General features: G+C 46.8%; 14 protein-coding genes and 2 pseudogenes. 7 read left to right on the plus strand and 9 right to left on the minus strand.

The genetic code is table 11. The annotated features are described in order from the left end of the window. Positions 1 to 125: 125 nt before the first annotated feature. From ureC to RIE73_RS26875, 3 genes are all read right to left on the minus strand, one after another. Positions 126 to 1,844 (minus strand): urease subunit alpha, encoded by a 1,719-nt coding sequence (gene ureC / locus RIE73_RS26865; RefSeq protein WP_446404088.1) that lies wholly within the window; start codon positions 1,842 to 1,844, stop codon positions 126 to 128. A 197-nt stretch (positions 1,845 to 2,041) separates the two neighbouring features. After that, a complete protein-coding gene (locus tag RIE73_RS26870) occupies positions 2,042 to 2,323 on the minus strand; it encodes a DUF1830 domain-containing protein (protein WP_446404089.1) in 282 nt (93 codons plus the stop codon). Positions 2,324 to 2,714: 391 nt separating this feature from the next. Continuing rightward, complete coding sequence (locus RIE73_RS26875; protein ID WP_446404209.1) at positions 2,715 to 3,260, minus strand: NADPH-dependent FMN reductase; 546 nt, start codon at positions 3,258 to 3,260, stop codon at positions 2,715 to 2,717. 254 nt (positions 3,261 to 3,514) lie between these two features. Here RIE73_RS26875 and ftsH point away from each other — a divergent pair, with 254 nt between their 5' ends. Both ftsH and RIE73_RS26885 read left to right on the plus strand, forming a co-directional pair. Beyond that, positions 3,515 to 5,542, plus strand: coding sequence for an ATP-dependent zinc metalloprotease FtsH (gene ftsH, locus RIE73_RS26880; protein WP_446404090.1), 2,028 nt, complete (start codon positions 3,515 to 3,517; stop codon positions 5,540 to 5,542). 606 nt (positions 5,543 to 6,148) lie between these two features. Then, positions 6,149 to 6,289 (plus strand): annotated as a pseudogene (locus RIE73_RS26885) (DUF3368 domain-containing protein); the annotation flags it as partial. A 125-nt stretch (positions 6,290 to 6,414) separates the two neighbouring features. Here the strand turns inward: RIE73_RS26885 and RIE73_RS26890 are convergent. After that, positions 6,415 to 7,062, minus strand: coding sequence for a M23 family metallopeptidase (locus RIE73_RS26890; RefSeq protein ID WP_446404091.1), 648 nt, complete (start codon positions 7,060 to 7,062; stop codon positions 6,415 to 6,417). Between the two features lie 360 nt (positions 7,063 to 7,422). Between RIE73_RS26890 and RIE73_RS26895 the strand changes: the two genes are divergently transcribed. Beyond that, positions 7,423 to 7,896 (plus strand): hypothetical protein, encoded by a 474-nt coding sequence (locus RIE73_RS26895; RefSeq protein ID WP_446404092.1) that lies wholly within the window; start codon positions 7,423 to 7,425, stop codon positions 7,894 to 7,896. Here the strand turns inward: RIE73_RS26895 and RIE73_RS26900 are convergent. Together RIE73_RS26900 and RIE73_RS26905 are read right to left on the minus strand one after the other, a co-directional pair. Continuing rightward, positions 7,893 to 8,516 carry a hypothetical protein gene (locus RIE73_RS26900; RefSeq protein ID WP_446404093.1) on the minus strand — a complete coding sequence of 208 codons (624 nt, stop codon included), beginning with the start codon at positions 8,514 to 8,516 and terminating at the stop codon, positions 7,893 to 7,895. The genes RIE73_RS26895 and RIE73_RS26900 overlap by 4 nt on opposite strands. Positions 8,517 to 9,501: 985 nt before the next feature. Next, positions 9,502 to 9,972 carry a pentapeptide repeat-containing protein gene (locus tag RIE73_RS26905; protein WP_446404210.1) on the minus strand — a complete coding sequence of 157 codons (471 nt, stop codon included), beginning with the start codon at positions 9,970 to 9,972 and terminating at the stop codon, positions 9,502 to 9,504. A 336-nt stretch (positions 9,973 to 10,308) separates the two neighbouring features. On the opposite strand from RIE73_RS26905, the gene RIE73_RS26910 reads away from it, so the two are divergent. Both RIE73_RS26910 and RIE73_RS26915 read left to right on the plus strand, forming a co-directional pair. After that, positions 10,309 to 10,692 carry a hypothetical protein gene (locus RIE73_RS26910; protein WP_446404211.1) on the plus strand — a complete coding sequence of 128 codons (384 nt, stop codon included), beginning with the start codon at positions 10,309 to 10,311 and terminating at the stop codon, positions 10,690 to 10,692. Positions 10,693 to 10,731: 39 nt separating this feature from the next. After that, positions 10,732 to 12,369, plus strand: coding sequence for a cation:proton antiporter (locus tag RIE73_RS26915; RefSeq protein ID WP_446404094.1), 1,638 nt, complete (start codon positions 10,732 to 10,734; stop codon positions 12,367 to 12,369). A gap of 48 nt (positions 12,370 to 12,417) precedes the next feature. On the opposite strand, the gene RIE73_RS26920 is transcribed toward RIE73_RS26915, so the two are convergent. From RIE73_RS26920 to RIE73_RS26930, 3 genes and pseudogenes are all read right to left on the minus strand, one after another. Continuing rightward, on the minus strand, positions 12,418 to 12,909 hold the full coding sequence (locus RIE73_RS26920; RefSeq protein ID WP_446404212.1) for an ureidoglycolate lyase: 492 nt from the start codon (positions 12,907 to 12,909) through the stop codon (positions 12,418 to 12,420). A 34-nt stretch (positions 12,910 to 12,943) separates the two neighbouring features. Beyond that, on the minus strand, positions 12,944 to 13,579 hold the full coding sequence (gene upp, locus RIE73_RS26925; RefSeq protein ID WP_446404095.1) for a uracil phosphoribosyltransferase: 636 nt from the start codon (positions 13,577 to 13,579) through the stop codon (positions 12,944 to 12,946). Between the two features lie 481 nt (positions 13,580 to 14,060). Next, positions 14,061 to 14,423: pseudogene (locus RIE73_RS26930) on the minus strand (DNA cytosine methyltransferase); the annotation flags it as partial. A gap of 426 nt (positions 14,424 to 14,849) precedes the next feature. Here RIE73_RS26930 and RIE73_RS26935 point away from each other — a divergent pair. Both RIE73_RS26935 and RIE73_RS26940 read left to right on the plus strand, forming a co-directional pair. Continuing rightward, a complete protein-coding gene (locus tag RIE73_RS26935; RefSeq protein ID WP_446404096.1) occupies positions 14,850 to 15,197 on the plus strand; it encodes a DUF2442 domain-containing protein in 348 nt (115 codons plus the stop codon). Beyond that, on the plus strand, positions 15,157 to 15,903 hold the full coding sequence (locus tag RIE73_RS26940; RefSeq protein WP_446404097.1) for a hypothetical protein: 747 nt from the start codon (positions 15,157 to 15,159) through the stop codon (positions 15,901 to 15,903). Before RIE73_RS26935 ends, RIE73_RS26940 begins: the two co-directional genes overlap by 41 nt. Position 15,904: the final 1 nt, after the last annotated feature.

Raw genomic sequence — 15,904 nt, forward strand, 5'->3', positions numbered from 1 at the left:
ACACAAAATTTCCCCAATCCTTGCCCTGCTTCCTCTCCTTCGGATACTACGGGTTTTCTCAGGGGTCACATTCCTCTCCCTTATCACTCCGCCCAACAAACAGATAAGTACCTGGACAGTCTCAGCTAAAACAAAAAATAACGCTGTGCCATCGGTAAAACCTGGGCGGGTTCGCAAATTAACAATTCTCCATCTGCCCTCACTTGATAGGTTTCTGGGTCAACTTCCATCTCCGGTAAGGCATCATTTAATTTCATATCTCGCTTACTTACTTGCCGGGTATTGGACACCGCAACCGTCGGTTTGTGTAACTTCAATTGTGTGGCAATATCTCGGTCTAATGCCGCCTGGGAGACAAACGTTAACGACGTAGCCGCGATCGCACCGCCAAAACTGCCAAACATCGGACGGCTGTGAATCGGTTGGGGTGTGGGTATACTGGCATTGGCATCCCCCATTTGCGACCAGGCGATCGCACCGCCTTTAATTACAATCTCTGGTTTGACGCCAAAAAAGGCGGGTTTCCACAGACATAAATCTGCCAGCTTCCCTTTCTCCACTGAACCGACATAGTCAGCAATGCCATGGGTAATCGCGGGGTTAATCGTGTACTTTGCCACATACCGCTTTGCCCGAAAATTATCATGTTCCACCGCTTCCCCAGAGGATGGGAATAAAACACCCCGTTGCACTTTCATTTTGTGCGCCGTTTGCCAGGTGCGAAGAATTACTTCCCCGACTCGCCCCATCGCCTGAGAATCGGAGGCTATCATACTAAATGCGCCTAAATCGTGCAAAATATCCTCAGCCGCGATCGTTTCCCGGCGAATCCGGGACTCGGCAAAGGCGACATCTTCTGGAATCCCCCGATCTAAGTGATGACATACCATTAGCATATCCAGATGTTCTTCCAGGGTATTCATCGTGTAGGGACGAGTGGGATTCGTGGATGAGGGCAAAACATTAGCTTGACCACAAACCTTGATAATATCAGGGGCATGACCCCCGCCTGCGCCTTCGGTATGGTAGGTATGGATAGCGCGGTTTTTGAATGCCGCGATCGTGTTTTCTACAAATCCGGCTTCGTTGAGGGTGTCGGTATGGATGGCGACTTGAATATCATGGTCATCGGCGACACTCAGACAGGTGTCTATTGTGGCTGGCGTGGTTCCCCAATCTTCGTGTAACTTTAACCCCATTGCCCCCGCTAACACTTGTTCTACAAGTCCTTGGGGTTGACTACTATTGCCTTTGCCTAGAAATCCCAAGTTTACCGGAAACGCATCAGCCGCTTGTAGCATCCGGTAAATAGTCCACGGACCCGGTGTGCAAGTCGTGGCGTTGGTGCCGGTAGCCGGTCCCGTACCACCACCTAACATGGTGGTAATCCCGGATGCGATCGCCACTTCGATTTGTTGGGGACAGATAAAGTGAATATGGGAATCAATCCCGCCAGCGGTGAGAATCATCCCTTCCCCCGCTACGGCTTCCGTCCCCGGACCAATAATAATATCGACGTTATCTTGAATATTGGGATTTCCGGCTTTGCCAATCTGGAAAATCTTGCCGTCTTTAATCCCAATATCGGCTTTGACAATTCCCCACCAATCCAAAATCAGGGCATTGGTAATCACCAGATCCACCGCCCCATCGGCATTAGATATGGGAGATTGTCCCATCCCATCCCGAATCACTTTCCCGCCCCCAAATTTGACTTCATCACCATACGTGGTGAAATCTCGTTCCACTTCAATGAATAACTCAGTATCAGCAAGACGGATGCGATCGCCTACAGTCGGACCATACGTTTCAGCGTAGGCGCGGCGATCCATTCGGTAACTCATCGCGGTTTCTCTGGCAGATGCTATGGGGCGGGTTAATTATACGGCATTTCGGCGCGATCGCACGTCCAAAAACGAGCAAAAAAAGAGGAGGAAACCGATGTCCTCCCCAGTCCTTATCTATTGTGGCAACGTGAGTTTCAAACAATGTTAAGTTTTGTTTGAAAACCTGTACCAATATGCCTTCTTTATGCTATTTCTTAAGCTGATAGCCGAGGCTGATCAACGTCAACCTGTAACTGGCGACAGGGGATTTTTTCAATCTTGATCGCTTGACCCAGATAAGTTGATAAAACTTCCAGTTGAGCATCCAATGCCGCTTCAAACAACAGGCGATCGCCGGGAAACACAACCCGCTCAAAACTGTAAGCGCTAGGGGTACCAATCCGAATCACTTGCAGGGAGCTAGTTGTGTTGGCATAGCTACAAAGACGTTGAGCAGAAGCACTCGTCGGTTGTGAAGGAATGGCTGATATCATCATGGGTCTTAGGTGTTCTTGAGTAACAAAGCGAAGGTGATTGACTCCCTCTATTTTAATTTTTACAAATGGGAGTTTAAGTTTACTAAAAATAATTGTTAAATTTACACTAAATTTTATATTTGTTGACAAAATTAAATACAAAGGGTATTGACATTTAGCTTGTCAATGTATTAGAAGCGGCGATGAATAAGTGGCTTACCATTAAACCACTTCCGTTAAATTTTGGCAACAGGACAGCGAGAAGAGGAAACCGCCAACAGGCTATTTGAACGAATCTTCGTTCAGCCAATTTTTTAGTAACATCCTTATACAATTTGTCGGGAAAATCAGAGGGGTTGATCTCCGATGACCCTGAGATGAGAACCATTCAAGCTGGAGCCACTTAGAATTGTTATAACACGTCCCGCAGCTTACGAGAATGATCCACTAAACTCTCAGCAAACTGATCTAAACGCTTCGAGAGTTTCTCATCTAAAAGCTTGCCATCCTCCCCAAACGCTTGCCACGCCCGACCAAAAGCGATTTGCTCTGGAATCACCCAACCATGAACCCAACGGATAATCAGGCGAAGTTCATTGAGGGCATTACTGTTAGCTTGACCGCCTAAAACACTGAGCAGCCCTGTCACTTTACCCGATAAATGGTCAAATGTCATCAAATCTAAGGCATTTTTGAGAACCCCACTCACGCCCCCGTGATATTCCGGTGTAACCAAAATTAAGCCATCAGCATCCTGTACCGTTTCCCGTAATCGGACGACATCGGGATAACCGGGATAGTCATCGCTACCGATACAAAAGGGTAACTGCATCTGTCGCAGGTCAAGAATTTCCGTGGATGCGCCCAAGGCTTGCACCCGCTGAATGGCTAAGGTTAAGGCTTGATAACTATAGGATTTAGCTCGCAGGCTACCATTAATGCCAACAATTTTCACCATGTCTTGCCAATTAATACTTTCTAATACAAAATACCTTAGTTCTCTGGTTCCTGACATCCCACACCCCACACCCTACACCCTGCCTACTCTTCAAGTCGCTTATCACCTCTTCAGTTGCCATGAATCCTCCCCAAGCAACGGCTAGACTGGAGTAACGCTAAACTAGAGATTGGGAAGCAGTTGAAAGTGCCGCGTCACGCCTTGGCAGCATTATGCTGCGAGTTAATAGACAGGACCAACAAGGGAAATTTTCGATGAACAACAGTTCCTGGATGAGATCATGGATGGGACATGAACCGCGTAGAGGTTCAACGAGTAAGCCAAAGCCGCCACAGAATAAACTTCGTTATTGGTGGCGTATGGTAACCAGCTTAGTGATCGTTCAAGGTGTGATGTTGGGTGTCCCTGCCCAAGCGCAACAGACGGAACAAAAGCCATCGTTAAGCTATGGGCAGTTTTTGCAGAAAATTGATGCCTGCACGCCGCCACCCTCATCCCCCGACGAAGAGATCCCACCGAGTCAGACATCGAAAACGGATTGTACTATCGAAAAAGTTGAACTTGACCCCGCCCGTAATGTTGCCAGAGTCTACTTAGCGGGACAGGAAGACGCCGAACCGCCCCAAGAAATCATGCTACTGGAGCAAAATGGCGAACTGATTGGGAAACTGCGGAACACCAATATTCCCTTGGATGTGACGCCAACCACAAATAATTCCGCCGCTTTAGGGCTGGTGATGCAGTTATTTTTGCTCTTACTCTTGCTCGCCGGACTGATGATGATTCTGCGCCGTTCGGCGAGTAGTTCGGGTCAAGCGTTAAACTTTGGCAAATCCCGCGCTCGCTTTCAGATGGAAGCGAAAACCGGGATACAATTTGGTGATGTGGCAGGGATTGAAGAAGCGAAAGAAGAATTGCAAGAAGTTGTTACATTTCTCAAACAACCGGAACGGTTTACCGCCATCGGTGCGCGTATCCCCAAAGGGGTGCTGTTAGTCGGTCCTCCGGGTACAGGAAAAACCCTGCTGGCAAAAGCGATCGCGGGAGAAGCGGGGGTTCCGTTCTTTAGCATTTCGGGCAGTGAGTTTGTGGAGATGTTCGTCGGGGTGGGCGCCTCGCGGGTGCGGGATTTATTCAAAAAAGCCAAAGAAAATGCTCCCTGCTTAATCTTCATCGACGAAATCGACGCCGTTGGTAGACAACGGGGTGCGGGTATTGGTGGAGGTAACGATGAGCGCGAGCAAACCCTCAACCAGTTGCTCACAGAAATGGATGGATTTGAGGGGAATACGGGGATTATCATTATTGCGGCGACCAACCGCCCCGATGTGTTAGATTCCGCCCTGCTTAGACCTGGGCGATTTGATCGCCATGTTATGGTAGATCTTCCGACTTATAACGGACGGCTGGGAATCTTGGATGTTCATAGTCAGAATAAGAAATTAGCACCAGAGATATCCTTAGAAGCGATCGCCCGACGCACTCCGGGATTTTCGGGCGCGGATTTGGCGAACCTACTCAACGAGGCGGCGATCCTCACCGCCCGACGGCGTAAAGAGGCAATTACCCCTCTAGAAATTGATGATGCCATTGATCGGGTGAGCATTGGTCTGCAAATGACGCCGCTTCTGGATAGCAAGAAAAAACGATTAATTGCTTACCATGAGGTCGGACATGCTTTGCTGATGACTATCCTGAAAAATTCTGATCCCTTGAACAAGGTGACAATTTTACCCCGTTCCGGTGGTGTGGGTGGGTTTGCCCAACCCCTACCCAATGAAGAATTCATGGATATCAGTCGCTCCACTGATCTGGGGGATTTGTACTTGCCTCGGACGTGGCTCATTGATCAGATTACCATTGCTTTAGGGGGGCGGGCTTCGGAAGAAGAAGTCTTTGGTCATAGTGAAGTGACCATTGGTGCGGCTAGTGATATTAAGAAAGTGGCAGAACTGGCGCGTGAGATGGTGACTCGCTATGGGATGTCTGATTTAGGTCCGGTTGCTCTGGAACGCCCGGACAGCGAAGTGTTTCTCGGCGGCGGTTGGACGCAGCGATCGGACTATTCCGAAGAAGTTGCTGCCAAAATCGATCATCGGGTGCAAGCGATCGCGATGCAATGCTATGAACAAGCGCGTCAGCTAATTCGCGACAATCGACCATTGATTGATCGATTAGTAGACATGTTGTTGGAGCAGGAAACCATTGAAGGGGAGCAATTCCGACAAATTGTTGCCGAACACACCCAACTGCCGGAAAAACAAATGGCGGTGATACATTAGGAAAGCAAAAAGGAAGGCAGAAGGCAGAAGGCTGTAAGGTTTATGTGACCTGCTTTTTCATCTATTGTTAACGGGTGAATTATGTTCGCTGTGCTGCCCATTGAACGGGTTAAATCGACTCGTTGACACTATTTCCCAGATAATACCTAAATGAAAACCACTCTTAAGTAGAATGCCACTGACTTTAGAGTTTGTAGTAAGCGCTGTCTTCGCTTCTGGCACGCTTCGTGCCTACTACGAACCCAGCTTAAGTTAGTGACATTCCTCTTAAGTAGAATGTCACTGATTTAAGGCTGGTGGGTTGAGCGACTTAAGGCTGGTGGGTTGAGCGAAGTCGAAACCCACGATGGCGGACTGACACAGCTAAAATTGTGGAATAGATTTGACGTTTAAACTGGGCGCAAGCCTTGCGCCCCTACAATTCTAATCTACCATTTTAGGTGTGCCACGACACTACGATATATCAAAGGTTTTGGCGATATAACAAGGCTTATTTCAGTGCCATTCCTCTTAAGTAGAAGGACAGTTTGCCGATGAGTTTAGTTATTTCTGATGAAATTATTCGGGCAAGTGGATTATCTGAACCTGAATTCCTCTTAGAAAGTTGTGATTGTTATTAGTGATACGTCTCCTATTACTAATCTGGCGGCTGTTGGGCATTTGTCTTTATTAAAGCAACTCTATGGGGATATCATTATTCCTGAAAGGGTTTATCAGGAATTGACAGGTGCAGGGGATTCGATACCTTCGGGTAGTATTTTTCAAATGTATGGCATCACCTTGCTCAGGAAAAATGTACCCTTGCTCCCCCAGCTCCCCCAGCTTCCCCAGCTTCCCCCGCTCCCCTCACCACAACACTTATTCAGCAACCCCTAATTCGATGCCGTTTGCCGTCGGTACATTTCCCGGAGAACCAAGGCGGGGTCGATATAGTTGTCGGCGTACTTTAACCCCCAATGCAAATGAGGACCCGTGGTGCGTCCGGTCATACCCACACGACCAATTCGGGTTCCGGTGGGTATCTGTTGACCTTTCCAGATTTGAATCCCACCACTGCGATCGCTCAAATACACGCCTTGGCTATCTGTTTCCACATGACCTTTGAGGTGACAGTAGATATGCTTCCACTCACCAGATTGGATGGTGATAGAGGTGCCACAGGCGGTATTATCGGAGAGGGATACCACCTGACCCGCCCACCAGTTGCGAATGTAGCTGCCTTCGGGTGCGGCGATGTCTAAGCCGCGATGAAATTCTGTACCTGATCCACGGGGAGAACGACGATAGCCGTAGGGAGAGGTATAAGCCTGAAAATTCTCAACGGGAAACGAACCTCCTTGCCAATAGGTGTTGGTGTTGGTCGTTATCTGAGTAGGCACAACCTCTGAGGCGGTCACTCGGTTTTGGGTGATGACTCCCCAGAGGATAAAACTGATTAAACTTAGTCCAGCAAACAGGAGAAAGCGTTTTACGGTTGTCTTGTATTTTTTGTGTCCTCGGCGTGGAAATACTCCTGACATTTCCTCACTCCTCGATGGGATGAACGAACAAGTAGCTAGCTTCGCTACCTTAACATGAATGGTACTGACTGGTCTGCTGGTGGGCAATGCCCACCCTACGGTATATCAAGGGTTTCCGGCGATTCCAAAACGCTTCAGGAGCGTGCCATTAACCTTAGCATTTCCCAGCCTGAGATAGGTCGATCAGCATCAACTTTATTGGAAACATGCGACAATTTACTGAGGCGGATACCGGGTTGGGAAGGCTATGATGGATTGTGGCGTAGTCACGATTCCTGTTTCAGCGAGACGCCTGACAATTCTTGATGGTGATTTCTACCTTCTTTCAATGTCTTCCACCTTTTATACTTTAGACTTCAGATGACAGCGACGGTCAAAATTCAGCCTTCTGGCTTCTGCGTTCGATACCCCAAAACTTCCTGGCGAGTCACTTTCGTTGAGGAAGCCTCTGGGAAGTTCCGGTTTTCACTGATTGGATCTGACTTTAAGTTTGAACCCAGAGATCGCTATCGTTACCCTTCTCATGATGATGCTAAACGCGCTGCTGTTTGCTTTCTGGAGTTGATGAAACGGTTAGCCCGTTCCCGAATGCGCTTAAGCGTGCTAGCTGAGATTGGTCTGTTGAAATTCCCCCAACACCAGCATCGGGGTTATAAACTGTGGTTGGTAGTAGACCGCGCCCGTTATTCCTGGGAAGCCACTCGACGAGATGGTCTTTGTATTCGATCGCAGCGCTGGTACAAGCGACCGGAAACGGCGTTATCTAAAGCACAGCAGCATATTGACTGCGAGTATGCCAAGTCTCAGATCCGGGATGTTATTGGTTGGGTTTAGGGCGTTGCTGATCCATCCAAAATTCCGACTAAAATCCTCACCAACTCGGCTAAATCATCCGGTAACGTATATGACCCAATATCTCTGGTAATTGTAGACGTACTTCGCTCCAATTTGCCAAACACCCACAATTCTCCAATCGTTACCACCCCATATAACACCTGCGGCGACTCCTCCAGCATCGCCAATGCGATCAACTCCACCGCCAGTTGGGTAAACCCCCGCGTCAAATCATCCCGCTTTGCTTCAATAACAATTAATCCCCGTTCTGATTGAATAAAATAATCTAAATTTCCCTGAAGTTGCTCATTTACCTTTAAGGGGTACTCAATTCGCAACAAACGGCGACAATTTACCGCCACTCGCGTCAACACTGGCGCAATCAAAATTTCCCGCTTCGCTGTCTCACTGCTGAGGGTGACATAAGGAATCGTGTCTTCCAACTGCTGCTGTAACTCCGATAGATGCGGAATCTCACGAGTGGCTTTTGGTAACTGAAGGCGCTGGCGTTCAAACTTATAGCCGAATTCTGCAAGGACTTCATCTGTATCATTGGGTAACTCAAAGTACGAGCGAAACGTATAGCTTGCTCCCTCTTGCAAAATTTTGGACTTAGACATAAGCGGGGATCGTTATTCGTCATTTGTCATACTCGCACAGCGCCAAGCAAGCTACGTCTTATATAAGGGTTTGAGGTCGATTTACAGAACTTATTAGAGTTGAGTTTATTGCCACCAATCTACTTACCAGGACTTACGCAGACACACCACGGATGGAGGTAAAGGTGCGTTACGCTTGGCTAACACACCCTACTGGCGTGACACAGCTAAAATTGTGGAATAGATTTGACGTTTAAACCGGGCGCAAGGATGGTGCCCCTACAATTCTAATCCACCAAATAAGGTGTGCCACACCCTACACATAGAGGCTTTGCGTAAGTCCTACTTACTTAGGCAAGAGCCAAATCATCGTAAACGATTATATCGATTTATTATCTTATTTTTCAATAAACAAATTTCTGTATCATTGCGAGTCCACAAAAACCAGAAAGGAGTAAAGTAAAAAAGTGAAGTAATGAAGCTTCCCTGACAGATAACCAAGTCTAGTCTAGTGTAACTTAACCATAAAGGTAACGAGGTCAAAACATCTGTTTACCCCAATATCTGTCTCGTCAACAAACAACAGCCACGATTAACTGTATTGCTCATATTTCCTCAACTACAAGAAAGGGAGCCATGCGACTGAACGGTGTGAGGTAAGTCAGCGCAACTCTAAAACCAATTGTGTCAATCGAGGAAATTACTGGCAGAAATGTAAACGTTGCTGTTGTTTTTCAGTCAAGAACTATCGCTCTTGTTCAACGGGCAAAATGCCACGCACCAGGATTTCCCTCCCTCTGCTCCCTCTGCTCCCCCTGCTCCCCCTGCTTCATCGTCTCTACATAAATGATGTGTCCTAACAGCTATGGCAGTTGCTATATTTCCATGCCCGCCGCACTAGTGCAGCGCGGCAGAAATAACTAACCAGTTAACAAGCTCCCTAAAAGCAACTACCATAAGCCTCATAGCCTTCTGCCCTCTGCCTTCGGACTTCTGCCTTCTTGTACTAGCGACACCCTAAACTATCCCGCGTGGAAACGCCAGTGACGGGATTAACCCCATCTGCCCGTTTACACATTAATGATATTTGATAGGTATCCAGCAAAGCACCGGAAAAATCTGCCCCGGTAATCGTGGCATCAAAAAAGCGGCTGCGATTGGCAATGGCATTGGTAAAAATGGCATTGGTCAAATTAGCACCATCAAAAACAACGCGATCCGCTAAAGTCTCGGCAAGATTTGCTCCGGTTAAATCCGCCTCAAAAAACGCAGCTTTGGTGAGAATTGAGCCTTGAAGAGACGCTCCGCGAAAAGAGGCACCGCGTAAATCTGCCCCAGCAAACGAGGTTCCCTCTAAATTTTGATTGGAAAAATCTCGATAGTGTAATTCTGTAAGGGTGTAGTTGACAGTATTCTCTTGGGCGATCGCACTCGGTACATCTACAATCGATGCTAAGGCTGTGATCAACAATCCCATCGCAATTGCCAAAAGTTGCACAGTCTTTTGACTGGGGCGGTTTTCGGTTCGGTTTTGGCTCGCATTCGTCATCGTTGTCTATTCAGATTGAAACAGATGGGGTCTAACTTTCCTATTTTGCCGCAAGCTGGGATTGTTCATTGTTGATTGTTCATGGTTCATTTGTTATTCTCTTCCCCTGCTCCCTCCGCTTCCCCCGCTTCCCCTGCTCCCCCCGCTTCCCCCGCTTCCCCCGCTTCCCCCGCTTCCCCCGCACTTGGAGTCCCTCCCCGTTAAACGGCTTTTTGTTAAGATACATTAATGACTCAATCGTCGCCCTATCCTACCAAACAACTGATGATCACTGAATTTTTGCCCTTCCAATTCGAGTTAAATACGACAGCGATCGCGGGTGCGTCGTTGTGGGCGCTAGCGCTGTACTGGGGCTTCTCGACACTCAGCGACTGGATCATGGAGCAACTGAATCGCTGGTTTAATTTTGCTGAGCGATCGCTCTACACATCCATGAAGGAATATGAACGCACTCGTCGGGGGAGAGAAGCCCAAAACGCCTTCTATGCTTCCCTGTTCAGCATTGTGCCATTTTTAATCGTTGGTGCTGGCTGCAATTGGGGTGTCGAACTCACGCTCGGTTCGAGTTGGGCAATTAGTATGGGGCTTCTGGCTTGTATCAGTGGCGCGGTTTATGAATTAGGGCGTCGCGATAGTCAGTCAAATTAGTCATTTGTTCTATATCCTTACTCAGAACCATAATCCTCCATGTTAGCCAGCGCCTTGTGGATTTTACTGATGGGCTTTTTTGGGGGTCAAATTGCCCGTCGTTTAGGTGCGCCACCGTTAATCGGTATGATTTTGGTGGGGATTGTCCTAGGATCACAAGTTGGCAATGTTCTCAGTCTAGAGGTGCTGGAGGCGGCAGATAGTTTACGAACGGTTGCCGTGATGGTTATCTTGATGAAAGCGGGATTGGGGCTGGATCGGGAAAAGCTGCTTTCTCAGGGAAGTGTGGCGCTGCGATTAGGCTTTCTGCCTGCGGGGTTTGAAGCCGTTGCGATCGCGTTAGCTGGGATTTGGATTTTTCAGTTTGACGTTCCCACCGGATTACTCTTAGGTTGCATTATTGGCGCAGAATCTCCAGCGGTCATTGTTCCGGGAATGTTGCAACTGAAACGTTTGGGTTGGGGGGTGAGGAAGGGAATTCCCGATACCATTCTCACTGGGAGTGCCTTATCCGATGTTCTTTTATTACTTCTATTTAGTTTACTGTTAAGTTTTTTAGGGCAGGGCGGAATTGAAACCATCACCCTACCTGGAGGATTTACACTGTCGGCAGTACAATTATTACCATTTCAGGTTGTCATTGAAGTCGGACTGGGCGTCTTAATTGGCTACGTGGCGGCTTGTTTAATTGTCTCGTTGCTCACGGAACAAAACTGGACACAAAACGCGGTTCAAGATGTTGTAATTGCCGCTGGAATTGCCCTGTTATTAGTGATTGTAGAGACAGCCTTGCCTTACTCAGGCTATTTAGCGGCTATGGCGATGGGGTTCTTTTTGATTGAATTGGATGCACCATTGGCTCGACGCTTACGCGGTGGATTTGATAGCCTTTGGGTTGTGGCGGAGATTGTCTTATTTGTTTTGTTGGGCGCGAGTGTTCAACTTCAGGTATTAGGGAATACGGTTTTACCGGGACTTTTCGTGTTAGCCATTGGCTTGTTAATTGGTCGTCCCGTGGGTTGGTATCTCTCGACAGTGGGGAGTAATTGGACATGGCAAGAACGGCTGTTTTTGCTGCCGGGAAATATGGCAAAAGCAACGGTACAAGCGGCGATTGGTGCGATTCCTTTAGCGATGGGAATTGAAGGGGGAGAAATTATTTTAGCCGTTGCAGCGCTTTCAATTTTGACCACGGCACCGATTGGGGCTTGGGCGATTCCTACCTTTGCGCCAAAATTATTGGAACGGGGAGAGGTTGACCCGACGAAAGTAACGGTGGTGACTCGTACTGTGCTATTAGCGGCGGTGGATACGTCTCCCTTAGCGATAGAAGTGTTACGGAAAGTCGCTACGATTGCTCGACGCACGGATGGTGAAGTAATTGTCTTACATGTCCTCCATCATGACAAAATAGAGGACGTAGAAAAGTTGCGCGATCGCACGCAACGATTACTCAGTGATATTCGCTATAAATTTATCACGATCAAGGGTTCTGTTCCAGAGGAAATAGTTCGTGTAGCACAAGAGTATCAAGTGGCAGATATTGTTATGGGGAAACGGGGACATCAACGGTGGCAAAATGTGCGAGTTGGTTCCGTGTCGCAAGCGGTTCTCGAAACCACGTCTATTCCGGTTATCTTAGTAGAAGATCGGCAAAATGAATTCACGATCAACTGAAGTTCACCCAAACTGCACAATTCAAAATGTAGAACAAGAGGTGACACCTTAAACAATTTCAAATTCTAAATTGTGACTTGTGAGAAAATTATGGGTAAAGTGGTCAAGCTCGTTGGTGTCACTCAGTTCCAAATTGTAGAAATCGACCACATCATGATCAAAATAAGGACCAGCGTGCCAAGTTCCTAGTTCTAACTTAATGAAGCAGTTTCCAGGAATCCGAAAGACTCGAATTTCATCGATCGCGGGTTGTTCCTGTTCACAAGCTGGTGCAACCGCCATCCACCACTCTTTCCCTGCCAGAGAACCCAAACATTGAGTACATTGGTGATGGCGCGTGATTTTGTGAAATTGGCGACCTCTTTGGTACAAGCGCATAATGTAGAAGCGGGGAGTACCGTTGTGCAAAATTAATTGTGCATCGGTTGCATCATAAGGTTTATCATCGGCTGTGGGCGTGATCAACTGACCGAAGGGTTGAAAGCCTTCGGCGCTAATGTCTTCGAGTGGAAGCTGTTTCACCGAAATGGTGCGATTCATAACAGATGTCGATAGTGCAACACAAAGCTTACCGCTATTTTGTCCCAAACAGGCGATCGCCTGCATCCCCAAGTCCGGGCAAAATATAACCATGCTCGTCTAAGCTTTCATCAATCGCGGCGGTATACAGAGGGACTTCCGGATGATGATCATGAAAATTCGTGATTCCCTCCGGTGCAGCGAGTAAGCATAAAAACTTGATGGACAAGGGGATAAAATCCTTCACCCGATCCACGGCGGCTACGGCTGTATTCCCTGTCGCCACCATGGGATCAACCACCAAGATGTCTCGGTGTTCGATATCATGAGGCAGTTTACAATAATATTCAATCGGAATCCGTGTCGTTGGGTCACGATACAAGCCAATATGTCCCACGCGGGCGGAAGGGATCAGTTCTAAGATACCATCCACTAGCCCTTGCCCTGCTCGCATAATCGAAACAATCACCATTTTCTTATCCGAAGCCAGCATGGGAGCGTGCATGGGAGCCAAGGGAGTTTTAATCCCTTCGTCTTTAAGCGGTAAGTCCCGCGTTACCTCGTAAGCCAGCAAGCTGCCAACTTCTTTCATCAGTTGACGAAATTTAGCCGTACTGGTATCTGCCTGACGCATAAGGGTTAGCTTGTGCTGCACGAATGGGTGATTGATTACTGTAACTTTAGGGTTCATCTGTTAGGAGTAGACAGATTTTTCTCTGTATAGAAGTTAATCGTTCTGTCCTGAGAGTATACCACTCCTGTTGCCAAATCACAGCCCAGAAAGGAATACACTATAAATTCCACTTTGATCATGGATTTATTAATTCATCATAATTAATAAAAAAATAACAATAGTATCATATTTTCCCTGTAACCAAACTCTATTTATTCAAATTATGTCTGAAATTGCCCCTATCCTAGGTAGAATGTCACTGACTGGTATGCTGGTGGGCAATGCCCACCCTACTGTATATCAAAGGTTTTGGCGATCTCATAATGCTTAAGGGGTGTGCCATTCATCCTAGGTAGGGTGGCTGTCTAAGTCCTGAATTATATTGTTTTCCCTGATGCTACTTGAACAGAACAGGGAGGTCCGCCAAGAAAACCGACAATATCCGTAGATTTTCCAGCATCCTGGATTAAATACCAGAGACGTAGGGCTTGTTCCCCTTCTGTCTAACCGCGTCAAGAAATATGGGGAAACCATCGCGACTGTCTTTGAGTCCCCGTTGATGTCCACCAACGCTAAAGGGTTGACAGGGTGGACCACCAATGATTACATCGGCTCCATCGACTAAATTGGGTTGGCGTGTTAGCGTGGTCTGATAGCAGAAACCATGCAGGTTGTGCTGATAAGTGGCGCAGGCGTCTGCTAATTTTTCATAACCGATAGTTCTAAATCCTGCGGCTTCAAAACCGAGTGCTAGTCCCCCACAGCCAGCAAACAGATCAATGACCAAAGGTGCTGTCGCATCAATGGGGGGAAGTTGAAGTTCTTGAGAGAGGAAATCAAGATAGGGGAGTTGGTTTCGCATTCTCCTATTTTAGGACGCGATCGCACGTTTACAGGGGTAACAGCTGTATTAACACACCCTACTACCGTTAAAGTCCCCCTTCAGATTTCCCTTCCATCCCCCTATTAGATCCCCCTTCCGTCCCCCTTAAAAAGGGGGAGACCAAAGGATGCTTCGCTTTTTGTTGCACGGGGGAGACCAAAGGATTTAGCGGTTTTCTGAGAGATCTGGTGCAGATAGCGCGGAGCAAGCGAATCAAATGGGATATTATTGCTTTTAGTATTATTGGATGTTGCCAAGGTACGTAAAGCCGCACCGAATTGCGATCGCCTCTTTACCACTCTTGCCCAAATTATGGGAGAGACAATCTGAAAAGGTAGACTGTTAAAGCGTTGGAAATAGTAACTGAACATCGAATAGAACGACTCAAAAAATGGGAGAAAATTCATGGTTAATTCAGGTTGGGATGAGACAAGGCTCAAAGCCGCGATCGCTTCATCAAGAGAAGCCGCAGACATTGCTAACATTGTTGAACCGAGGGCGGAATCAGCATATTATGACCAGAGTCGCGATCGCGTGGTAATTAATTTGAAGAGTGGGGCGACGTTTAGCTTTCCCCCAGCATTAGCGCAAGGGTTAGCCGATGCTTCTCCAGAAGATTTGGCTGAGGTTGAAGTGACTCCATCCGGGGATGGGTTGCACTGGGAGAAGCTGGATGCGGATTTTAGTGTTCCGGCGCTGTTGGCAGGTGTGTTTGGCACGGCGGCTTGGATGGCTCAGGTTAAATGGATTTAATTTCACTGAGCTAAAAGAACTTCCAGGTTACTATCAAACAAGGATCGAAGACAAAAAGCTTAATTTGTATGTTATGAGACGGTCTGTACCTGTTAAGGTTGTTTACGACATTTTTAATAGAATTAATACAGGAGGAACGAAGCTTGAGCGTCAAGAAGTTAGAAGCTGTATTTTCTCAGGAAAATCAACAAACCTGCTTAAAGAATTATCAGAAAAAGAATATTTCAAAAAAGCTATTGACAATGGTATTTCACCTAAAAGAATGAAAGATAGAGAAATTATTTTACGTTATTTAGCCTTCAATATTTTTGATTATACAAAAGAGTATGAAGGTGATTTGAGTGACTTTATAGAAAAGGCAATGAAAAAAATAAATTCGATGTCAGATGAAGAAATAGAAAATTTAAGAAAAGATTTTGAGCGAGTAATGAAGTTTACTTTTGATTTTTTTGGGGATAAAAATTTTCGGTTGCCTACAGGTCACAAAAGAGGAAGAATAAATATTGCTATTTTTGAGTCTGTATCTTATTTTTTCTCGATAAGTAGTGATGATTTCTTAGAAAAACACAAAGAGTCTATTAAAATCAATTTCATTAAATTACTAGAAAATAAAGATTATCTTGATTCTATAAAATCTGGTACGAGCGGCAAAGCAAAGGTGTATACTAGGTTTAAGCTAGCTCAAGAAATTTTAGGAGATGTGTAAA

It is taken from the genome of Coleofasciculus sp. C1-SOL-03 (genome assembly GCF_040220555.1).
In the GTDB taxonomy this organism is placed as follows: domain Bacteria; phylum Cyanobacteriota; class Cyanobacteriia; order Cyanobacteriales; family Coleofasciculaceae; genus Coleofasciculus.

Bases quoted from the DNA above. Each gene is read 5' to 3' on its own strand.
- ureC (WP_446404088.1), bottom strand. From the start codon at position 1,844: ATGAGTTACCGAATGGATCGCCGCGCCTACGCTGAAACGTATGGTCCG.
- RIE73_RS26870 (WP_446404089.1), bottom strand. From the start codon at position 2,323: ATGATGATATCAGCCATTCCTTCACAACCGACGAGTGCTTCTGCTCAA.
- RIE73_RS26875 (WP_446404209.1), bottom strand. From the start codon at position 3,260: ATGGTGAAAATTGTTGGCATTAATGGTAGCCTGCGAGCTAAATCCTAT.
- ftsH (WP_446404090.1), top strand. From the start codon at position 3,515: ATGAACAACAGTTCCTGGATGAGATCATGGATGGGACATGAACCGCGT.
- RIE73_RS26890 (WP_446404091.1), bottom strand. From the start codon at position 7,062: ATGTCAGGAGTATTTCCACGCCGAGGACACAAAAAATACAAGACAACC.
- RIE73_RS26895 (WP_446404092.1), top strand. From the start codon at position 7,423: ATGACAGCGACGGTCAAAATTCAGCCTTCTGGCTTCTGCGTTCGATAC.
- RIE73_RS26900 (WP_446404093.1), bottom strand. From the start codon at position 8,516: ATGTCTAAGTCCAAAATTTTGCAAGAGGGAGCAAGCTATACGTTTCGC.
- RIE73_RS26905 (WP_446404210.1), bottom strand. From the start codon at position 9,972: ATGGGATTGTTGATCACAGCCTTAGCATCGATTGTAGATGTACCGAGT.
- RIE73_RS26910 (WP_446404211.1), top strand. From the start codon at position 10,309: ATGATCACTGAATTTTTGCCCTTCCAATTCGAGTTAAATACGACAGCG.
- RIE73_RS26915 (WP_446404094.1), top strand. From the start codon at position 10,732: ATGTTAGCCAGCGCCTTGTGGATTTTACTGATGGGCTTTTTTGGGGGT.
- RIE73_RS26920 (WP_446404212.1), bottom strand. From the start codon at position 12,909: ATGAATCGCACCATTTCGGTGAAACAGCTTCCACTCGAAGACATTAGC.
- upp (WP_446404095.1), bottom strand. From the start codon at position 13,579: ATGAACCCTAAAGTTACAGTAATCAATCACCCATTCGTGCAGCACAAG.
- RIE73_RS26935 (WP_446404096.1), top strand. From the start codon at position 14,850: ATGGTTAATTCAGGTTGGGATGAGACAAGGCTCAAAGCCGCGATCGCT.